The organism is Sinorhizobium mexicanum, assembly GCF_013488225.1.
GTDB lineage: Bacteria > Pseudomonadota > Alphaproteobacteria > Rhizobiales > Rhizobiaceae > Sinorhizobium > Sinorhizobium mexicanum.
The window spans coordinates 708,398-726,813 of record NZ_CP041238.1; the positions used below are offsets into that span (position 1 = coordinate 708,398).

Here is an 18,416-nt window from a genome sequence, read left to right on the forward strand (position 1 = left end):
CTGCAGCGCTTTAAAGTGCCGATGATTTTCCCCATAAATCGATTCCGATTTATGGAATCATGCAGCAGGCAGCACGGCAATCGTCTGACACTTAAATCCTATCTCCGATCCGCACAAGCGCGGCTAGGGATATCGGCTATCACCGTCCACTGCCGCGTGCGATCGCCCGGTCGAACCACCAGTCGAGGAGCGGTCTGACCGCTGGTCCGAAGCGGCCGAGCAGGAACAGGGTGGTGCCGAAGTAAACCTCGAAACGTCCCCTGTCGATGCCTTTGGCGATTCTTTGAGCGACGGCATCCGCCGGCCATGGCCGGACAGTTCCCATCACAGCGTTCGCCTCGCGCGGGCGCAAGGAGAGTTCGCGCTCGAACTGCGGGGTTTCCGTATCCGGCGGGAAGCTCACCGATATCTGCACATCGTGTCTTCGCGCCTCGCTGCGCAGCGCCTGGGCAAAGCCGTGAAGCGCGAATTTCGACGCGCAATAGGCGGAATAGCCATAGATGCCGATGAGGCCGGCGCCCGACGAGATCATCATGATCTTGCCTCCATGCCGTCGCTTCATGTCCGCATAGACGGAGCGTACCGCGTGCACGGTGCCCGAAAAGTTCGTTTCCATCTGCCGGCGGAAGGCTGCGCTTTGCTGTTCCTCGAAAGGCGCCGGTTCGACGATGCCGGCCGAGGTCACGAGAATGTCGCACGGGCCGAAGGTTTCGATGCAGCGTCGAATGGCCGTTTCGATTTCTTCCTCCCGGGCAACGTCGGCTGCCTCCACCTGGACATCTCCGGCCTTTGCACCGTGCTCCGCCAGGAGCTTCTGCCTGGCCTGTTCCAGAAGGTCGCCTGAACGCGCGATGAGCGAGAGCCGCGCGCCGCGGCCCGCGTAGATGGATGCAAGTGCCAGGCCTATGCCGCTGGAGCCACCGGTGATGATCACATGGGTCATGCTGAGGTTCCGCCTGCGGCTTGGCGCATCGGCCCAAAAATCGGCATCGATTTTCGGAAAGCACGATGCGTAGGTTCAAAGAGTTACAGCGTCCTTTGTGCGTCCTGAAGGACGCACGGCGCTGTAGGAGCAGAGGTTTGCGTAAGGAATGATCCTACCGCGCCGAAAGCGCCTTCAACATCTGTTCGATATCGACACCGCCAAGGCCGAAATTCCGTTCAGTCAGATCCTTGAGGCGTTCCGCGGTGAGCGCGACGGTACGGCGGATCTGGTCCTCGGTGTGATCGCTGGTGATGAAGAAGCGCAGCCGCGCCAACCCTTCCGGTACGGCCGGATGGATGATCGGCAGAACATTGACTCCGGCCGCGAGCAGATCGTTGGAAAGCTGTACCGCGCGGAGCGAATCGCCGACGATGACCGGAACAACCGAAAAGCCGCCGCTCAAGCCGGTATCGAGGCCGGCTTCCTTGGCAAGCTTGAGGAACAGGCCGCCGTTGCGCCTGAGTGCCGCGGTGCGTTCCGGTTCGCGTTCAAGGATATCGAGGCTGGCGACCGCCGATGCGCCAAGCACCGGTGCCAGGCCGACGCTGTAGACGAAGCCACCGGCCGATGCCTTGAGCACCGCCGCCAACGCTTCGCTGCCGGCAATATAGCCGCCGCAGCTCGACGTCGTTTTCGACAGCGTTCCCATCCAAATGTCGATCTCGTGGGGATCGACGCCGAAGTGTTCGGCCAGACCCTTGCCCTGCCGCCCGAGAACACCGAGAGAATGGGCCTCGTCGACCATCAGCCAGAAGCCATATTCGGCCTTGAGCTTCAACAGCGCGGGAAGGTTTGCGACATCGCCGTCCATCGAATAGATGCCTTCGACGATGACCATGATGTGACGGTATTCGCCGGAAACGGTGCGCAGCACATGCTCGAGATCGGTCGCGTCGTTGTGCTTGAAGAGACGGCGCGTGGCGCCGGAAAGCTTGATACCGGCAAGTGCGCTGTTGTGGATGAACTCGTCATGGATAACGAGATCCTTGGGGCCCATCAGGCAGCTGATGGCGGCAACATTGGTGAGATAGCCGCTGACGAAACAGACTGCCGCGTCGACGCCGTAGAAGCGCGCAATTTTCTCCTCGAGCTCGACATGCACCGGTCGCTCCCCGGCCACAAGCCTGCTCGCGGAGGCGGAAATCCCGAAGTTCCCGATCGTGTCGCGCGCTCTGTCGAGCACGTGGGCGTGGCGGTTCAGCCCAAGGTAATCGTAGGAGGCGAAATTGATCATCGTGCGACCGTCGATCACGGTCGTCGCACCGGCTGCCGTCTGGTGTGCCCGATAGAAGGGATTGGCGATACCCAACTGCTCGCTCGCGAATTTTTGCGTGAGCACCTGCTTATATTCAGGAAGGTCCTCGAAACGCGACTGGCGCCGACGGGGAGGTGCCGGCAACTCCCGTTCCGAGCGCGCCATCCGGTTGCGCTCGGACGATTGGTGCGTGTTCCTCATCCTGTCCAGAAGGTTCTCCTTGAGGCTGCTGTTCATCTTGGAGAAGGTCTGGCCGTTTCCGTCGTTGCTCATTGGCTCAGTGCTTTTTCCCTGTCCGCCCCGGCGTGGCGCTGTGCAAGTTCGCTCACAAGCCGGTCATCGGCCGCCTCGCCATCGTCGCCCTGGTCCCGCTTGCTTACTTTCTCATAGAGTTTGCGCGCAACATCGCCCACCGTCGTATTGTCGGCGACGCCGCTCAACGGCATGTCGAAGCCGGTGTTTTGCTGGAAGCTCATGCCGAGTTCCACCGCCATCAGGCTATCCAGGCCGATTTCCTTCAGGATCTTGCCACGGGTCACCGTATCTTTCGACACGCGAAGGATTGCGGCGATTTCGCCTGCCACCAGGTCGAACAGGATGTCTTCGGCTTCCTGCGACGATTTCCCCTCGATCATCGCGACGAGGTCCATCTTTGTTCCCTCGGCACCGGAAGAATGCTGATCCGCGCTGCGCAGAATCACCTCGAAGAGCGCGTTCCGGGCGACCGGCAGGTTGCGTGCCGCCGTCCAGTCGATCTCCGAAATCATCACGACCGCCGCATCGACGGTGCCGGGATCCGAGGCGATGTGGCTTTCGACCATGTCGAGCGCCACCTGAGCCCTCAAGGTGATCTTGCCGATGCGCTTGGCCAGAAGCTCGTTCACGTCGGTGTTCTGCGCAAGATAACCGGCGTCGGCGATCGCGCCGAAGCCGACCGCGAGACCCGCGAAGCCCCCCGCGCGGCGGGCGCGGGCAAGGCCTTCGAGATAGCCGTTGGCTGCGACGTAGTTGGCCTGTCCGGGGTTGCCGACCAGAGTCGTTGCCGAGGAGAACAGGATAAAGTTGTCGAGTTGGTCGTCGCGCGTCAGCCGGTCGAGGATCGCAGCACCCTTGGCCTTCGTGTCGATCACCGGTCGGTTACGCTCGCGGCTGAGATTGCTGATCAGGGCGTCGTCCAGCACCATCGCCGCATGAACGACGGAACGCAGCGGCGCCTCGGCACGAAGCGTCGCAAGAAGTCCATCGACCGCGGCAGCGTCGGTGATATCGCAGGCATGGAGTGAGGCAGACACGCCCGTCTTCTGCCAGCGCGCGAGCATCGCGCTCGTCCCGGCGTCCGCCTGACCGCGGCGCGAGCACAGTGCGATCCTGCGTGCACCTTTCTCGACCAGCCAGTTGGCGGCTGCGAGACCGAAACCGCCGATGCCGCCGACGACGAGATGAACGCCGTTCGGATCCACTTTGACGCCCCTATGCGGCTTCGCGGCGATCTCGTGCGTGCCGGCGACCGGCGGCAGGACCACGATCTTGCCGATGTGCCCGGCATTCTGCATCAGGCGGAAAGCGTTGCCGATTTCGTCGAAATCGAAGGCGCGGTAGGGCAGCGGCGTAAGCTTCCCTTCTTCGAAAAGCGCCCCGATTTCCATGAAGATTCGTTTGGTGAGCGCAGGCGCATTGACCAGAAGCTGGTCCGCATCGATGCCGAAATAGCTGACATTGCGTCGGAACGGCCGCAATCCGATCTTGCTGTCCGCGTAATAGTCGCGCTTGCCGAGTTCCAGGAACCGGCCGAAAGGCTTCACGAGCGCGAGGCTTTGTTCCATCGCCTCGGCGAACAGCGAGTTGAGCACGAGGTCGACGCCCTCTCCGCCGGTGGCGGCGCGCACGTCGTTGACGAAGCCGAGGGAGCGCGAATCGAAGACATGGTCGGCACCGAGCATCGTCAAGAAGCGTCGTTTTTCACGCGTTCCAGCCGTCGCTATGACCTTGGCGCCCTTTAGTTTGGCAACCTGGAGCGCGGCCAGACCGACGCCGCCGGCAGCGCCATGGATGAGGATAGTCTCTCCGGCCTGGATGCGGCCGAGCTCGATCATCGCGTAATAGGCCGTGAGGAAAGCGACCGGCACAGTGGCGGCGGCTACCGGGCTGATGGTTCGCGGCAGTTTTGCAACGCCGGCGCGGGAAACGACCGCGTGCGTCGAGAATGCCGAAGATGCGATCGCCATGACCGCGTCGCCGACGGCAAGGTCGTCGACCCCTTCGCCGACCGCGACCACATGGCCCGAAAGCTCCATGCCGATCGTCGCGCCGGCAAAGCCGTCTTCGAGCGCTTCCTCGGGAAGAAGGCCCATCGCCCACATGACGTCGCGGAAGTTCAGGCCCGTCGCCGCAACGGCGACGACGATCTCGCCCCGTCCGGCCCGTGGCACATCAGCTTCCTCCCAGGCGATGCTCGCAACCTGCGAGCTCACGCGCTGGCGGATGGTCGCCGCCGTGAAGGAGCTTGTCTTTCCTTCCGTTCGGGCGGCGGGGCCGGGAACGGCGCGGATTTCCGAGAGCAACCCGGTGGCCTGGTCCAGCAACCATTCACGATTTGAACCGGATGCGGTCAACAGCGGCAATGCCGACCTGATGCCAGCATCCAAGCTCGCCTTCTCGTGACCGCCAAGGTCGAGCGAATGGACGTCGAGGAATTCGTATTCATTCTGAAGAACGCGAGCGAACGCCCAAAGGCCGGAATTCACGCCGGAACTGATCGAAATGCCACTTTTGCCCGAAGTAACCGGCGCGCCGCCCGGAACAACTAGCACCAGGCGAGGGCGGTCGTCGACTGACGCGTCAGCGTCTGCGAGATGCTGCCTCAGTGCTTCGGCGAAGGCGCTCAGCGCAAGCACATAGGTCTGCAGCGAGGCGGAATCGGTGTCGCTCGCATGACCCGTCGCGGGCGAAACGAGTACCGCGCGAACAGGGTTCTGGCCCAACATGCCGAGCGCGGTCTGCAGTGCTGCAACGTCCACGGCCATGTCGCCCACGAGCGAGACTGGTACGGCGTGGCCAGGCATCGACGCGGTGTCGCGGGCGGAACCTTCCACCTGGATGACAAGATAGGGGCCGGCAACGGCCTCGTTCGCCTGCATCGGCTCGCCGGATGTTGCCGCCGCAATCGTGCCGCGGGCCTCGAGCAGGATGATGTTGCCGTGTGCGCACTCATGGTCCGCGACGTTGATGTCGCGCAGTCCGAGATCCGAAAGACATTTCTGCCAATGCGGTACGGCAGCAAGGTTGCCGATTGGGAACTCCGCCGTCTGACTGCGGGCGAACCAGCCGTCGGACAATCCGAGAGCGAAGTCGCCGAAGATCGAGGGAGCACTGACAGCTGCAGCAAGGACGCCGCCTTCACGCAGCATCGCTCGCAATGCAGTGCGCAGCGCGACCTCATCCTCGATCAGATGGTAAAGCCTGTCAGAGGCGCTGACAGCGAGGTCGAAGGGCGCGATCGCCGCGAATTCACCTTTCTTGAGAATGCGCACATGGGCATCGTTCTCGAATGCGATCTCAAGGTTGCGCTGCGCGTTCTCGCGCGGTTCGGCGACGATCAGGCTCGCGCCATGACGCGCCGCCAGGTCAGCGAGCCGCCGCGTAAAGCCCGTCGAAACGCTTCCGAATTCGACGATGCGCAAGGGGACGCCGGTGTTTTGCGCAGTCAGTGCCCGTTCAGCCGCCCCGAGCACCCGCTCCATGCGCTGCCGGCTCGCAACGGAATGCACAGCCTGATGGTCGAGCGTCGCGTCGCTGATGAAGCCCGCGAAGGACGGAGAGTGGTCGCCATCCGGCCCCGCAGTGAAGAGCGCGTCGAGCCGGCTCAAGGCCTCAGTGTAGGCATTGTTGATAAGCACGGCTTCGACCGCGCGATCGGGGCGCTCGCCATAGAGTTCGCCGAGGATTTCGGCCACGGCCGGAAGGCTGAACTCGCGCGCAACCGTCCAGACACCATTTTGATGTCCGCTCAGTCCCGCGTCCTCCAACACGTAGAGGCAGCTTGTCAGGAAACACTGGAAGGCGAAGTCGCCGGGCAGGGCATCGCCGCGGATCGTGGCGCCTCCCCTTGCAAGTTTCAGCGCGATTTCCTGGCAGGCGCGGTAGATCGCAGCGTTGAACAGCAAGGTCGCGTTGTCCACGCTGTCGTCGCCACCGGCGGGCGGCGTCAGCAAGGACGGCATGGGTGCGGCCGGCTTGGCGCCGGGCAGTGTCGTCTCGGAGAGCACGGTCTCGTAGTGGAAGGAAAGCCCATCCAGCGTCTTGTGCTTGCGCAAATAGGTGCGGCGGAAACGACAATCGTCGAAATGTGCAATCGCTTCGCCCGATTTGTCGAAGAATTGGAACCTCGCCTTGATCGAATTGGCACTGACGCGCTCGATCTCGATGATGGCGCGAGCGATCGGCCGTCCGGCGTTGACGACGTGCACGGAACCGAAGCGCACCGGAATGTAGGGTGCGCCGCCCTTGTCACCCGTAAAGCGATCGAAGAGCGCAACGAGGCCATGGAAGGTGGCATCGACGGAGATTGGGTGAAGAGAGTAGCTGACGAGCGGGTGTCCCGCCGCATTCGGCGCCTTCAGTTCGACATCGATGATCCGGTCGCCGTACGCGACGGCCTTTGAAAGCAGTTGGAAGCTCGGACCGTAGTCGAGCCCGAATTGCTTCGCCGTATCGTAGGCTTTCGAAGGATCGACGCTCGCCGTTTTCGCCATTTTGGCGAAGGACGGAGAGGCATTGTTCTTTCCGGGCACGGGCTTGCGGCTTCGCGCGACGGCATGCACGGCCCAGTCGTCCTCCGAGAGGCGCTCGCGCGAGCGGATCTCGATGTCCCCCGTCTCTGGCGACAGGATGGTCGACAGCTCCATGATGCGGCTGTCATTGAGCTCCAGCGGGCGAACGATCTCCAGGTTGGTGATCTCCACCTCGTCACTGCCGTAATACTGCTGTGCGGCGGAAACCGCCACTTCGATGAAGCCGCTGCCCGGCAAAATAGCTTTGCCGTCGACGACATGCTCCGCCAGATCCGGGAAGAGATGTGCGTCGACGTGGTTCTTCCAGCTTCCGCTGTTCGGATCGCTACGCCAGCCCGTCAGACGATAAGGCCGGGCGGAACGGCCGAAGAGGTCGGTGGAATCGGTCGTGGCCGCGGGCCGCAATTCGACCGGCTCGAAGGGCAGCGCCGGCAATTCGACGAAAGCGTTGCGCTTGCCGTAGACGCGGGGGCGGTCGACCGCCGCACCGTGCGCGACGGCACGCGCCATCGATGCCGAAATCGGATCGTGACCGCTCTGGCCGACGTCCCGAAGCAACGTCGGCACGACCGCCGCCGGGAAGGCCGCCTGCTTGATCGTTTCCTTGACATAGGATGCCAGGATCGGGCGCGGGGAAATTTCGATGAAAAGCCGGCAGCCGAGTTCGAGCGCCGCCTCCGCGGCGGCTTGGAAGCGGACCGGTTCGCGGACGTTTTTCCACCAATAGTCCGGATCGAGCTCGGTACCCTCGAGTGCCGCGCCGGTTACGGTCGAGAGATAGGTCAGTTCCGTCCGCCGCGGGGCAATGTCCGGAATGTCGGAAAGGAAGGCCTGCTTTGCCTGGTCGATGACCGGATGGTGGAACGGGTAGTTGATGTCGAGGATCTGGACCGGGATCTTGGCCTTGCGCGCGGCGTCGCGGAAAGCGGAGATTTCGTGCGCCGGACCCGACATCGTGACCGAATTGTGCGCATTGACGGCTGCGACGCAGAGCTCGTTGAGACCGCGCGCCTGCGCAAAGGCCCGGGCCGCTTCCTCGCCAAGCATCGCGGCCGCCATCGTTCCCTGGCCTGCCAGCAGATCCTGATGCAGCGACCGCTTGGCAACGATCGACACCGCATCAACGAGCGACAGTGCGCCGGCCGCATAGGCGGCGGCGATCTCGCCGACCGAGTGACCGAAGACCGCAGTCGGTTTGATGCCCATCGCCACCAGAGAATCTGAGAGAGCAGCCTGCACGGCGAAAAGCAGCGGCTGCGCGATCTTCGTGTCCGAGAGCTTCTTGTCGAGTTCCGGATCCGTCAGCAGGTCGGTCAAGACGATGTCGGAATGGAACTTGAAGAGCGCGCTGACGGATGTGAAGGACTGGCGGAAGTGCAGGTTCTCGCGGAAGGCTTCGACGCCCATCCCGGCCCATTGAGAGCCGTTGCCCGAGAAGACGAACGCGACTTTTGCATCCTTCACCGGGGCTTCGCCCACTTCGCCAATGTCGGAGCCGGGCTTTTCCAGATGGCTGGCGATCGCGCGCACGATATCTTCGGGGTGATCGCTGCGCGCTGCGAAGCGATGGCGCATATGGGTGCGGTTGGCGCCGGAGGCGGCGATCATCGCGCGCGTCTCTTCCTTTGAGGCAGTCGCAAAGCTCGCCTTGTACTCCTTCAACAGGGTCTCGAGGCTCGACGCCGTGTGGGCGCTCGCCATGAACACGTGACCGGCCGGCGAAAGAGCGGCTTTCTCTTCGTGTAACGTCTCCGGATCGCTGATGACCACGTGCGCGTTGGCGCCGCCGAAGCCGAACGAGTTGATGCCGGCGAGGCGTGCACGCTTGCCTTTGAGCAGTTCGATCGGGTTGGCAGTGACGCGAACGTTCAGTCCGTCGAAATCGATATGTTCGTTCGGCGTGTCGAAGTGCAGCGACGCCGGCAGGTAGTTGTGCTCAAGCGCCAGGATGGCTTTCATCATGCCGAACAGACCGGAGGCCGGCTCGGTGTGCCCGATATTGGACTTGATGGAACCGATCGGCACCGGCGCCCTGCGTTTCGCGCCAATTACGGTGCCGATGGACCATACTTCCGCCGGGTCGCCGACCTTTGTTCCGGTGCCGTGGCCCTCGACAAAGGCGACCTGGTTGGCGTCGATGCCGTTGCCTTCATAGATGGCCCTGAGCAGATTGGCCTGCGCCTCACGCGAAGGAAGCGAAATGCCATTGGTCCGGCCGGCGGAGTTGACTCCGGTTGCTACGATCCTGGCGTAGCTGCGGTCGCGTTCGCGGCGCGCCCGGTCCGAGCGACGAAGGATGAAGACGACGCCGCCCTCGGCGCGCACGTAGCCGGCGCCATCGTTGTCATAGGCCCGGCAGAGGCCCTCCGGCGACAACATCCGCGCTTGGGCGAAGCCGACGAAGGGAAGGGGATGGGCAAGAATGTTGACGCCGCCGACGATCGCAGTGTCGATCTCGCCGGCGTTGAGAGCCCGCATCGCCTGATCGAGCGCCACCAGCGACGAGGAACAGGCGGTATCCACCGTCATGCTCGGTCCGCTCAACCCGAAGATGTGGGAAATGCGGTTTGAGACGATCGACAGCGTGTTGCCGGTCATGAAATAGGGACCGGCGGCGGCCGGATCTTCCACGGTCAGATTGGCGTGGTCGAGGCTCGACGCGCCGACATAGACGCCGACATTTTCGCCGTGGAGGGATGCGATGGAAATATTGGCGTCTTCAAGCGCGCGCCAGGCGAGCTGCAACAGCACGCGCTGCTGCGGGTCCATGTACATGGCCTCCCGCTGGGACATGCCAAAGACGGCCGGATCGAAATCATAGATTTGATCGAGCACGCCAGCCGCAAAGGAATAGGTCTTCCCCTGCACGCCCATGACCGGATGCCAAAAGCGTGCCAAATCCCAGCGGTCCGAAGGAACACTGGATACGGTGCATTTGCCTTGACGAAGAATCTTGAACAGCGCCTCAGGCGATTTCGCTCCAGGGGCAAGGCATGCACGCCCTATGATTTCAACAGTCATGTATGATCGAACGCTCTAAACTGCCGTTAAAATTGTCCTAGCCAATTGCCGTGCCAAACGTAAATTGCAATTGGGTAGATTACCGATTTGTTATTTTCCCCGATTTTCTTCGTCTAGCCGTCCCCGCTGTATTAGTGAGCTTTTAACTCAAAGTACCTAGCTTTCAACCCCAAAGGCTCAGATACACAGGTCGCAGGGCCCCATCCAGACAATTACCGCGACGGATCGTAATCAATGTCGAGAGGGTATGACCGGAAAGGCGCAGTGCCGAATATTTTGGTTGCCTGGTGGTGAGGTGGCTTGTTGTGGCACGGCGATTGTGCTTTGCAGTGACCGGCGGATTCCCTGCCGGGAAAACATACGGCGCAGATCTGTAAGCAGTATCATCGCTGTGCCGAATACGGAGTATCGTAGTGAAACGAGTGACTGCCCTTCTGCTTTGCACCGCGCTTGCGGGATGTCAGGCCGTGCCGGGAGAAGGCCCTCTCACAACCGATATCGTCGCGGATGCCGGCCAGTCCGGGGCGCAGATCGGCAGAAAGAATGCGACCGTCTTTGACATTGTCGACGTTGATGGCCAATCGGCACGGTTGGTCTCGGACTACGTTTCCACGACGCTCAGCCGGCGCTTCGGCATTGGCGGCGGTGTCGGTCAGGTGGTCATCGGCGTCGGTGATCAGCTGAAAATATCGATCTTCGAGGCAGGCAGCGACGGGCTGTTTTCCACAACGGAATCGAAGCAGACCAACATCGATCTTGTTGTTCAGCCTGACGGCAAGGCGGCCATTCCCTATGTCGGTCCGGTTCGCTTTGCCGGCCTGACGCTGGAACAGGCGCGCCAGGCAATTCTCGAAGCACTGAAGCAGAAGGCCGTGGAGCCCGATGTCATCGTGACGAGCACGTCCACGGCATCGCGCATCGTCACCGTCTCCGGCGCAGTCGGCCGTCCATCCGTCGTGCCGTTGAACCTCGTCAGCGAGTCGATCAACGAAGTCATCGCCAAGGCCGGCGGTCCGTCGGCGCAGCCTTACGAGACCTATGTCACGCTTGTGCGCGGCAAGAAGACCGGAACGGTCCTGCTGAAATCGATCATCGAAAACCCGTCGGAAAACATTCATGTCAAGCCGGGCGACCAGGTCTTCGTGACCCGGGATCCGCGCACGTTCACGATCCTTGGCCAGGTCAGGGCGAACCAGCGCGTCGAGTTCGGTGCCAATGACCTGAACCTGCTCGAAGCCGTGGCGCTCGCGGGCGGCGGCTCGGACCGCACTGTCGATGCCAAGGGCTATTTCATCTTCCGCTACGAAGAGCCGGATATCGTCATGAGCCTGCTAGGACGGGAACGGTTCAACACGATGCTGAGCAAGGGCATGAAGCCCGACAGCGTCGGGCGCTATCCGATCGTCTATCGTTTCAACATGACCAACCCGGATAGCCTGATCGTCGGCCAAACCTTCCCGATCAAGAATCGCGATGTGATCTATGCATCGCGTCATCCCTCCGTCGATATTTCGAAGTTCCTCGACTTCGTCGCGCGGCCGATCGGCATAGCCAATACGGGCGTCAACATCGCGGACAACCTCGACGATCTGCAGAACTGACGGAGTTCGGCGGCAAGCCAACCTGCTTGCTGCCAAGCAAATTCTGTGATTGATCTTCGGTTTAAATCGATTTTGTCGATGGCCGGTGCGGTCCGGCTGGATCGCGAGGAGGTCCCATGGCCAAGGAAGCCTTGATCGTCATCGATGTGCAGAACGATTTCTGCCCCGGCGGTGCCCTTGCCGTTGCCGGCGGCGATGAAATCGTGCCCATCGTCAATCGCCTCATCCAGCAGTCGGCCCATGTCATCCTCACGCAGGACTGGCACCCGGCCGGCCATTCCAGTTTCGCATCGAGCCATCCGGGCAGGGCGCCCTTTGCCACGGTCACGATGCCCTACGGCGAGCAAACGCTCTGGCCCGATCACTGCGTTCAGGGCAGCCCGGGCGCTGAATTCCATCCGGATCTCGAATGGACGACGGCAGAGCTGGTGGTCCGCAAAGGATTCCGCGCCGAGATCGACAGCTATTCCGCCTTTTTCGAGAACGATCACCGGACCCCCACCGGCCTGGCCGGCTACCTGCGCGAGCGTGACATCTCCAAGGTCTCGCTCTGTGGTCTTGCGACCGATTTCTGCGTCGCCTTTTCGGCGCTCGATGCGGTCGCTCAGGGCTTTTTGACCTCCGTTGTGCTCGGAGCCTGCCGCGGCATCGATCTGAACGGATCGCTTGCCGCGATGACGGAGCGCATGCGCGATGCGGGTGTTAAGCTGATCTAGGGGCAAGGCTTCGTCCCCGGCTGTGGCCCGTCAATTCGATTGCAGAGTTCCCTTATTGTCCCGCAGCATCGGATACGCTCGATCGGAACGTTCTGCCCGCATTCATCATTGAAGCTCTACAATCGCGCGTCATAACGACAGGAGCTTCGAGATGGCACGTATACGGGTCAGGCTTTTTCTCGCGACCGCGATAGTCGCCACGTCGATGGCACCGACGGTCGGTTTTCCCCAAGACTTCGAACTTTATATCGGTCCGGACGGCCAAGGTTACTACGACGACTATCGCCCGCGATACTATGACGAGTATCGACCGCGGCGATATTATCGCGAGCGCTATCGTGAGGGATATCAATGCACCAAACGCGAGGCGCTCTATCTGTCTCGGCAATATCTTCGGAGCCCCAGGGTAGGGCGAACGACGAGATACGCCATCGAGGTGAGGGGGACAGGGCGTAGGGGAGAGCGCAATCGCGTAACTTTTGCAAACGAGCCCGGCTGCCCGCGGATAGACTAAAATCCGCACGAGCAGCCAAAACGGTCGCCAGGCCGCCGCCATCTGCAGAAAGCGGCAGCGTCCTTGCCGCCTTGGAAATGAGGGAACAGCTGCCAGTTCCTGCACCCGGTGCTGGCCCGCTGGTGCGGACGATATGGGCCTTGTCAGAAACACGAGTGACGCCATCAATTCGTTTGACTAGGCGCCGAAGCGCGATCGTTCCGAACGGTCAATCGATCGCAATGGCCTCCTCAGCCGAGCCAACGACAGCGCCAAGTGTCTTGCAGACGCACAAAGCTCGCTGTAGCACTTTGAATTGCTGCATGTTTTTCCGTGGATCGGCTTCGATTTAAGGAAACATGCAGCGGTGATCCAGAAGGAGCGTAGTCGCAGATGCCAAAGACCGATATCGCGCGGCGGGTCTATAACCATACCTGGAAGCTCGATCCGATCATCCGCAGCCTTTTGGACACGGATTTCTACAAGCTCCTGATGCTGCAGATGATCTGGCAGCTCTATCCGGACGTCGACGCGACCTTTTCGCTGATCAATCGCACCAAGACCGTGCGCCTTGCCGAGGAGATCGACGAACAGGAGCTGCGCGACCAGCTCGATCACGCGCGCACCCTGCGCTTCAGCAAGAAGGAGATGATCTGGCTCGCCGGTAACACGTTCTACGGGCGCAAACAGATCTTCTTGCCGGAATTCCTCGCCTGGCTCGCCAAGTTCCGGCTGCCCGAATATGACTTGTCGCGCCGCGACGGCCAGTTCGAACTGACCTTTCGCGGCCGCTGGGTCGAAACGACGATGTGGGAGATTCCGGCGCTGGCGATCATCAATGAGCTGCGCTCGCGCGCCGCGATGAAAGGCCTCGGCCCCTTCACGCTAGACGTGCTCTATGCGCGCGCCAAGGCCAAGATGTGGTCGAAGGTCGAGCAGCTGCGGCAATATCCCGACCTGCGCATTTCCGATTTCGGCACGCGCCGCCGGCACAGCTTTCTTTGGCAGCGATGGTGCGTCGAGGCACTGAAGGAGGGGATCGGCGGCTCGTTTTCTGGTTCCAGCAACATCCTGCTTGCGATGGATACCGATCTCGAGGCGCTCGGCACCAATGCGCATGAACTGCCGATGGTGGCGGCGGCGCTTGCGCGTAACGACAAGGAGCTCGCCGCAGCGCCCTACAAGGTCCTGCAGGACTGGAACCAGCTCTATGGCGGCAATTTGCTGATCGTGCTGCCGGACTCCTTCGGGACCGCGGCATTCCTGCGCGACGCGCCGGAATGGGTGGCGGACTGGACCGGTTTTCGACCGGATAGCGCACCGCCGATCGAAGGCGGCGAGAAGATCATCGCCTGGTGGAAGAAGATGGGCCGCGACCCGCGAGAAAAGCTGCTGATCTTTTCCGACGGGCTCGACGTCGATACGATCATCAAGACCTATCGCCACTTCGAGGGTCGCGTGCGCATGAGTTTCGGCTGGGGAACCAACCTCACCAACGATTTCGCCGGCTGCGCGCCGACCGAAATCAGCGGCCTCAATCCGATATCGATCGTCTGCAAGGTGAGCGAGGCGAATGGCCGGCCCGCGGTCAAGCTTTCGGACAATCCGCGCAAGGCGACCGGAGATCCGAAGGAAGTGCAGCGCTATCTGAAGTTCTTCGGGACCGAGGATTTCGTCGAGCAGACCGTCAAGGTCTGAACCCATCCCAAAAAAAGAAACCGGCAAGCGCCGGTTTCAAGAAGGGGATTGCGATTGTCCATCATCGCATTGTCAGATCTAGCAATAGAATCTTAAGCTTGCGTTAAGGTCGTCGTGGCGGCCATCACGCGCGCCGGCGGAGGAATTCGGTGCCGGTAGCGTAACCGATCTCAATGGGCTGGTCGAAGGCGATGCGGAACTGCGCGACGAGTTCCGAGAGGCCGGACGCCTCGTTCGAGAGCCGATGCGTCATCGCCGTGCTTTCTTCGACCATCGCGTTGTTTTGCTGTGTCATCCGGTCGAGTTCGCGCACGGTCTCGTTGACGTCCTGAAGGCCGCTAACCTGGGCGCGCGCATCGGCGGCGATCTCCGATATCTGGTCGTTGATTGCGTGGATTTGTCCGGAGATGCGGCCAAGCGCGTCGCCTGCCGCCCGCACGAGCGAAACGCCATTCGCCACCTCGTTTGCGGAGGCGGTGATGATGGTTTTGATTTCACGGGCCGCGACGGCGGATTTCTGGGCAAGCTCGCGCACTTCGTGGGCGACGACCGCGAAGCCCTTGCCTGCCTCGCCGGCGCGCGCGGCCTCGACGCCGGCATTCAGCGCCAAGAGATTGGTCTGGAATGCGATATCGTTGATCGCGCCGATGATCTGCGAAATCGAATGCGAGCCGGCTTCGATCCTGCCCATGGCGTCAACCGCATCGTTCACGACATCGCTGGACTGATCGGAACTCTCCTTCGCGGCGGCTGCGATCTCAGTCGCGGAGGTGGCATGTTCGGCGGTTCGTCGCACGGTAAGCGTGATTGTTCCGAGCGCCGCGGCGGCTTGCTCCAGAGACAAAGCCTGATGCTCCGTTCGCTTTGCAAGCTGGTCCACTGCGTCGCGCATTTCACCGGCGTCGCCGTGGATGTGGGCGATTCTTGCCTTTACATCGCGGAGCGTCAGCGCGAGACGGTCGAGATACGTGTTGTAATCCAGGCGCAGGCGATCGAGTCCTTCGACGAATGGCTGGTCGATGCAGGTGCTGAGGTCGCCAAGCGAAAGTCGTTCGAGCCCTGTCGCCAGCTCGTCGACTGCTTCGCCGATGTGGCGGGCTTCGTCCATGCGAGCGACTTCGTGTGCCCGTCGCTCGTCCTCGATCGATGCCCGCGTCTCTTCCGCCTCCATCTCGAGGCGCACCCGGTCAATCGCCGCATCGCGGAAGACGACGACGGAGCGGGCCATGTCGCCGATTTCGTCCCTGCGCTCCTGGCCCGTGCAAGCGATCGCCGTATCGCTTTCGGCGAGCTGATTCATATCCTTCACCAGAGCCGAGATCGGATCTGTCAGCCGGCGTGAGAACCAGATTGCGGTGACGATTGCAGCAATCAGAACCATGAGCGCGGACAGCAATGTCCAGTTGCGTAGCACCGTCACCGCCGCGAAAGCCTCGCGGGAGGTCATGACGGCTGCGACAGTCCACCGGGTGCCGAAGGCATCGAGAGCGGTCGCCGCCATTCGCGCTTCTTCGCCGCGGAATTCCGGCAGCGCGCTGCTCGCGATCCCATCGCTTTCGGTGACTGCGGGTTGGTCCACCCGCGCTCGCAACATGTCGTTTTCAGTCGTCCTGCTGCTGTCCGTCAGGAAGAAACCGTGATCGTCGAGGAGGATCGTCTCGCCGGCTTCGCCGAGACCTGTCGTGTTTCCGACGATTTGGCCGATCATTGCGTCGGGCATTTCGAGCACGCGTGAACCGATCTTGCCGTCGAGGGAGGCGATCGGAATGGCAATGAAGGCGGATGGTCTTTCGCCAAGCGGGCCGTAGCTCTCGTAGGAGGCGAAGGCAAGGCTGTTCTTGTCGGTGCCTTCCGCCGTTGCCTTGAAGATCCGGCCAAGGCCCGCGTCCTTCCACGGCGCCTGCGAGAGATTGACCGCGAAATTGCCTTTCTTGTTCAGCGTATAGACCACGTCGCCGTTGAGATTGACGAGCAGCACATCCCTGTAACCGTGTTCTTCGGCGAACCGTCGGAAGAACGGATGGTAGCGGCCGTGCAGCTCGTCATATTTGTCCTTTCCGGCGGAGCTGAGCAGTGCCCGCTTGTCCTCGGCGTTGGGGTTGGCCGTCACATAGCGCCGCGCAAGTTCGGCTTGAGCATCGTTGCCGATCCCGGCCATTGCACTGCCGAGATCGCTCAATGCCTTCGCGACCGTCTTTTGCGCCTGCAGATTGCGCAAGTCGTTTTCGATCGTCGTCAGGTAATGGCGCAATTCGTTGCGCCGGGCATCCGCCAGGGCTTCGAGTTTCTCGACTGCCGCTTGAGAGGAAATGCTGCCGCTGACCGTGAGGCTGGCGAAGCTGGTAGCGGCGATGGAAAGGACGGCCAGACCCGCCGCTGCGAGCGGAAGCTTCACGGATAAACGCATGACAACACCGTATCTTGGAAGAAGATCAAATGCCGAAGAGGCAAGTCGTGACGCGTCATGCATCCGGCGGGTTTGCCGCGGGGGCGAGTTATACGGATTTGTTTTACGATTTGATGACGGCGTGGCACGCATGGCGCAAATGCGCATTTTTCGGATCTTCGAAGGTGCGCTGCGCGGGTCTTGGTAGGGCCCGCCAGGTGCTGACCAAGGGCCGACCAAGTGCCGAAAAGGCATCGGCAGCCCGCAATCGTATGACTTATTGGGGTACCTCAGTATTTTCTTGAATTTGCCCCAAAATGTCCCATGATGCCGCTAATGAATGTGTTGAGGTACACACCTTGGGAGGGGTTCGTGCGTCAAGCCTATTCACCGGATGATGTCGATGTCATGCGCGGGGCCCTGGATGTCTGGTGCGCTCTGCATAACGTCGGAAGGGATGGTGTGGAGGCCAATGAGGCTGCCCGCCGCATCCTCGATCTGATGGGCAGGAAGAAATTCACCTGCGACCAGCTTCTGGCACAGCTCGCCGATTTCAGGCCGGCCCCTCGTCACCGGATTTCCTGATCAGGCCGGAAACAGTATCCCGGAGTTTCAACAGCGGCAGATATTCGTTCGCCAGATGGATATCGAGGTGCGCCAGCCGCTCACCGTTCAGCTCCGCCACCTGCCCGGTTTCCTTGTCGATTACCGTCCAGGAGCCGTCCGGTTCCTCTTTCAGATCGTATCTCTGAGCGTCCATAAGAAGAAGCTTAAGCGACGTGCGGCGCGTTTGGTAGAGGTTTCTGCGGTTGACCGGTGCCCGAGTAGCAATTGGCAGGCTCTTCGCGCCGCGTTGCTCATCTGGAGAACCCGTGTGCCTGACCTCTTCAGGAAGCCATTGCGTCGCCCTACCGTAAAATTCTGTTTGTCATCAGCCATTTCGCCGAGCGGGGCCACGCATGGTTCGCGCCCATGCGAAGATTGGTAAAACCCGCTGAAACCTGCTTTCCGGTTTCGGCGTCAAGGATGCGAATGAACATCGTGTGTTCTGTTCGGTTCACGCGTGTTACGACACCCAGCAACGCAAGGGACGCGCCGTGCGCTTTGGCAATCGGGGCCTCACAGCCCCCGCAATTCCTCAGTCCATGCGGCGCAGCCGCCTGTTCATTCTCCGCTCGCACGTCAACTATTAAAAAACGCCCGGACTTTGAGAGCATGTCCTTCGCAACTTTTGCCGATTCCACCAGATAGCGCCTGTCGTAGTCATCCGGGGCGATTATTCCTGCCCCAGCGCTCTTGTCCTCCAATTCGAAAGGAAACACCTCGATCGACATTGGCCCTTTTTGCTGAGCCTGCGCAAATGGGCAGGTGCCGGCAATCAGCGCCACAAGGGCAGTCAATATGCGAATGCGCATGGTCGGTCCTCCCACGAACGGGACGGCCATTGTACACGGCCTGAACACCCAGATCA

The 18,416-nt window shown here is 61.4% G+C and carries 11 protein-coding genes; 5 read left to right on the forward strand and 6 right to left on the reverse strand.

Annotation, left to right across the window (positions count from 1 at the left end):
• Window positions 1-139: 139 nt before the first annotated feature.
• The 3 genes from FKV68_RS03300 to FKV68_RS03310 all read right to left on the reverse strand — a co-directional run bounded on the left by FKV68_RS03300 (window position 140) and on the right by FKV68_RS03310 (window position 10,051).
• Window positions 140-943, reverse strand: coding sequence for an SDR family oxidoreductase (locus FKV68_RS03300; protein WP_180940122.1), 804 nt, complete (start codon window positions 941-943; stop codon window positions 140-142).
• A 154-nt stretch (window positions 944-1,097) separates the two neighbouring features.
• Complete coding sequence (locus FKV68_RS03305) at window positions 1,098-2,513, reverse strand: aminotransferase class I/II-fold pyridoxal phosphate-dependent enzyme (protein WP_180940123.1); 1,416 nt, start codon at window positions 2,511-2,513, stop codon at window positions 1,098-1,100.
• On the reverse strand, window positions 2,510-10,051 hold the full coding sequence (locus tag FKV68_RS03310; RefSeq protein ID WP_180940124.1) for a type I polyketide synthase: 7,542 nt from the start codon (window positions 10,049-10,051) through the stop codon (window positions 2,510-2,512). Before FKV68_RS03310 ends, FKV68_RS03305 begins: the two co-directional genes overlap by 4 nt.
• 413 nt (window positions 10,052-10,464) lie before the next feature.
• Here FKV68_RS03310 and FKV68_RS03315 point away from each other — a divergent pair, with 413 nt between their 5' ends.
• From FKV68_RS03315 to pncB, 4 genes are all read left to right on the forward strand, one after another.
• On the forward strand, window positions 10,465-11,652 hold the full coding sequence (locus FKV68_RS03315; protein WP_180940125.1) for a polysaccharide biosynthesis/export family protein: 1,188 nt from the start codon (window positions 10,465-10,467) through the stop codon (window positions 11,650-11,652).
• A gap of 116 nt (window positions 11,653-11,768) precedes the next feature.
• Complete coding sequence (pncA, locus tag FKV68_RS03320; protein ID WP_180940126.1) at window positions 11,769-12,368, forward strand: bifunctional nicotinamidase/pyrazinamidase; 600 nt, start codon at window positions 11,769-11,771, stop codon at window positions 12,366-12,368.
• 151 nt (window positions 12,369-12,519) lie between these two features.
• Complete coding sequence (locus FKV68_RS03325) at window positions 12,520-12,882, forward strand: hypothetical protein (RefSeq protein WP_180940127.1); 363 nt, start codon at window positions 12,520-12,522, stop codon at window positions 12,880-12,882.
• A 372-nt stretch (window positions 12,883-13,254) separates the two neighbouring features.
• Complete coding sequence (pncB, locus tag FKV68_RS03330; protein WP_180940128.1) at window positions 13,255-14,559, forward strand: nicotinate phosphoribosyltransferase; 1,305 nt, start codon at window positions 13,255-13,257, stop codon at window positions 14,557-14,559.
• A gap of 124 nt (window positions 14,560-14,683) precedes the next feature.
• Here pncB and FKV68_RS03335 read toward each other — a convergent pair whose 3' ends face one another.
• On the reverse strand, window positions 14,684-16,966 hold the full coding sequence (locus tag FKV68_RS03335) for a methyl-accepting chemotaxis protein (protein WP_180940129.1): 2,283 nt from the start codon (window positions 16,964-16,966) through the stop codon (window positions 14,684-14,686).
• A gap of 351 nt (window positions 16,967-17,317) precedes the next feature.
• Here FKV68_RS03335 and FKV68_RS03340 point away from each other — a divergent pair, with 351 nt between their 5' ends.
• A complete protein-coding gene (locus FKV68_RS03340) occupies window positions 17,318-17,530 on the forward strand; it encodes a hypothetical protein (protein WP_180940130.1) in 213 nt (70 codons plus the stop codon).
• Here the strand turns inward: FKV68_RS03340 and FKV68_RS03345 are convergent.
• Both FKV68_RS03345 and FKV68_RS03350 read right to left on the reverse strand, forming a co-directional pair.
• Complete coding sequence (locus FKV68_RS03345) at window positions 17,499-17,705, reverse strand: hypothetical protein (RefSeq protein WP_180940131.1); 207 nt, start codon at window positions 17,703-17,705, stop codon at window positions 17,499-17,501. The genes FKV68_RS03340 and FKV68_RS03345 overlap by 32 nt on opposite strands.
• Window positions 17,706-17,853: 148 nt before the next feature.
• Window positions 17,854-18,360 carry a DUF2380 domain-containing protein gene (locus FKV68_RS03350; RefSeq protein WP_180940132.1) on the reverse strand — a complete coding sequence of 169 codons (507 nt, stop codon included), beginning with the start codon at window positions 18,358-18,360 and terminating at the stop codon, window positions 17,854-17,856.
• Between the last annotated feature and the right edge of the window lie 56 nt (window positions 18,361-18,416).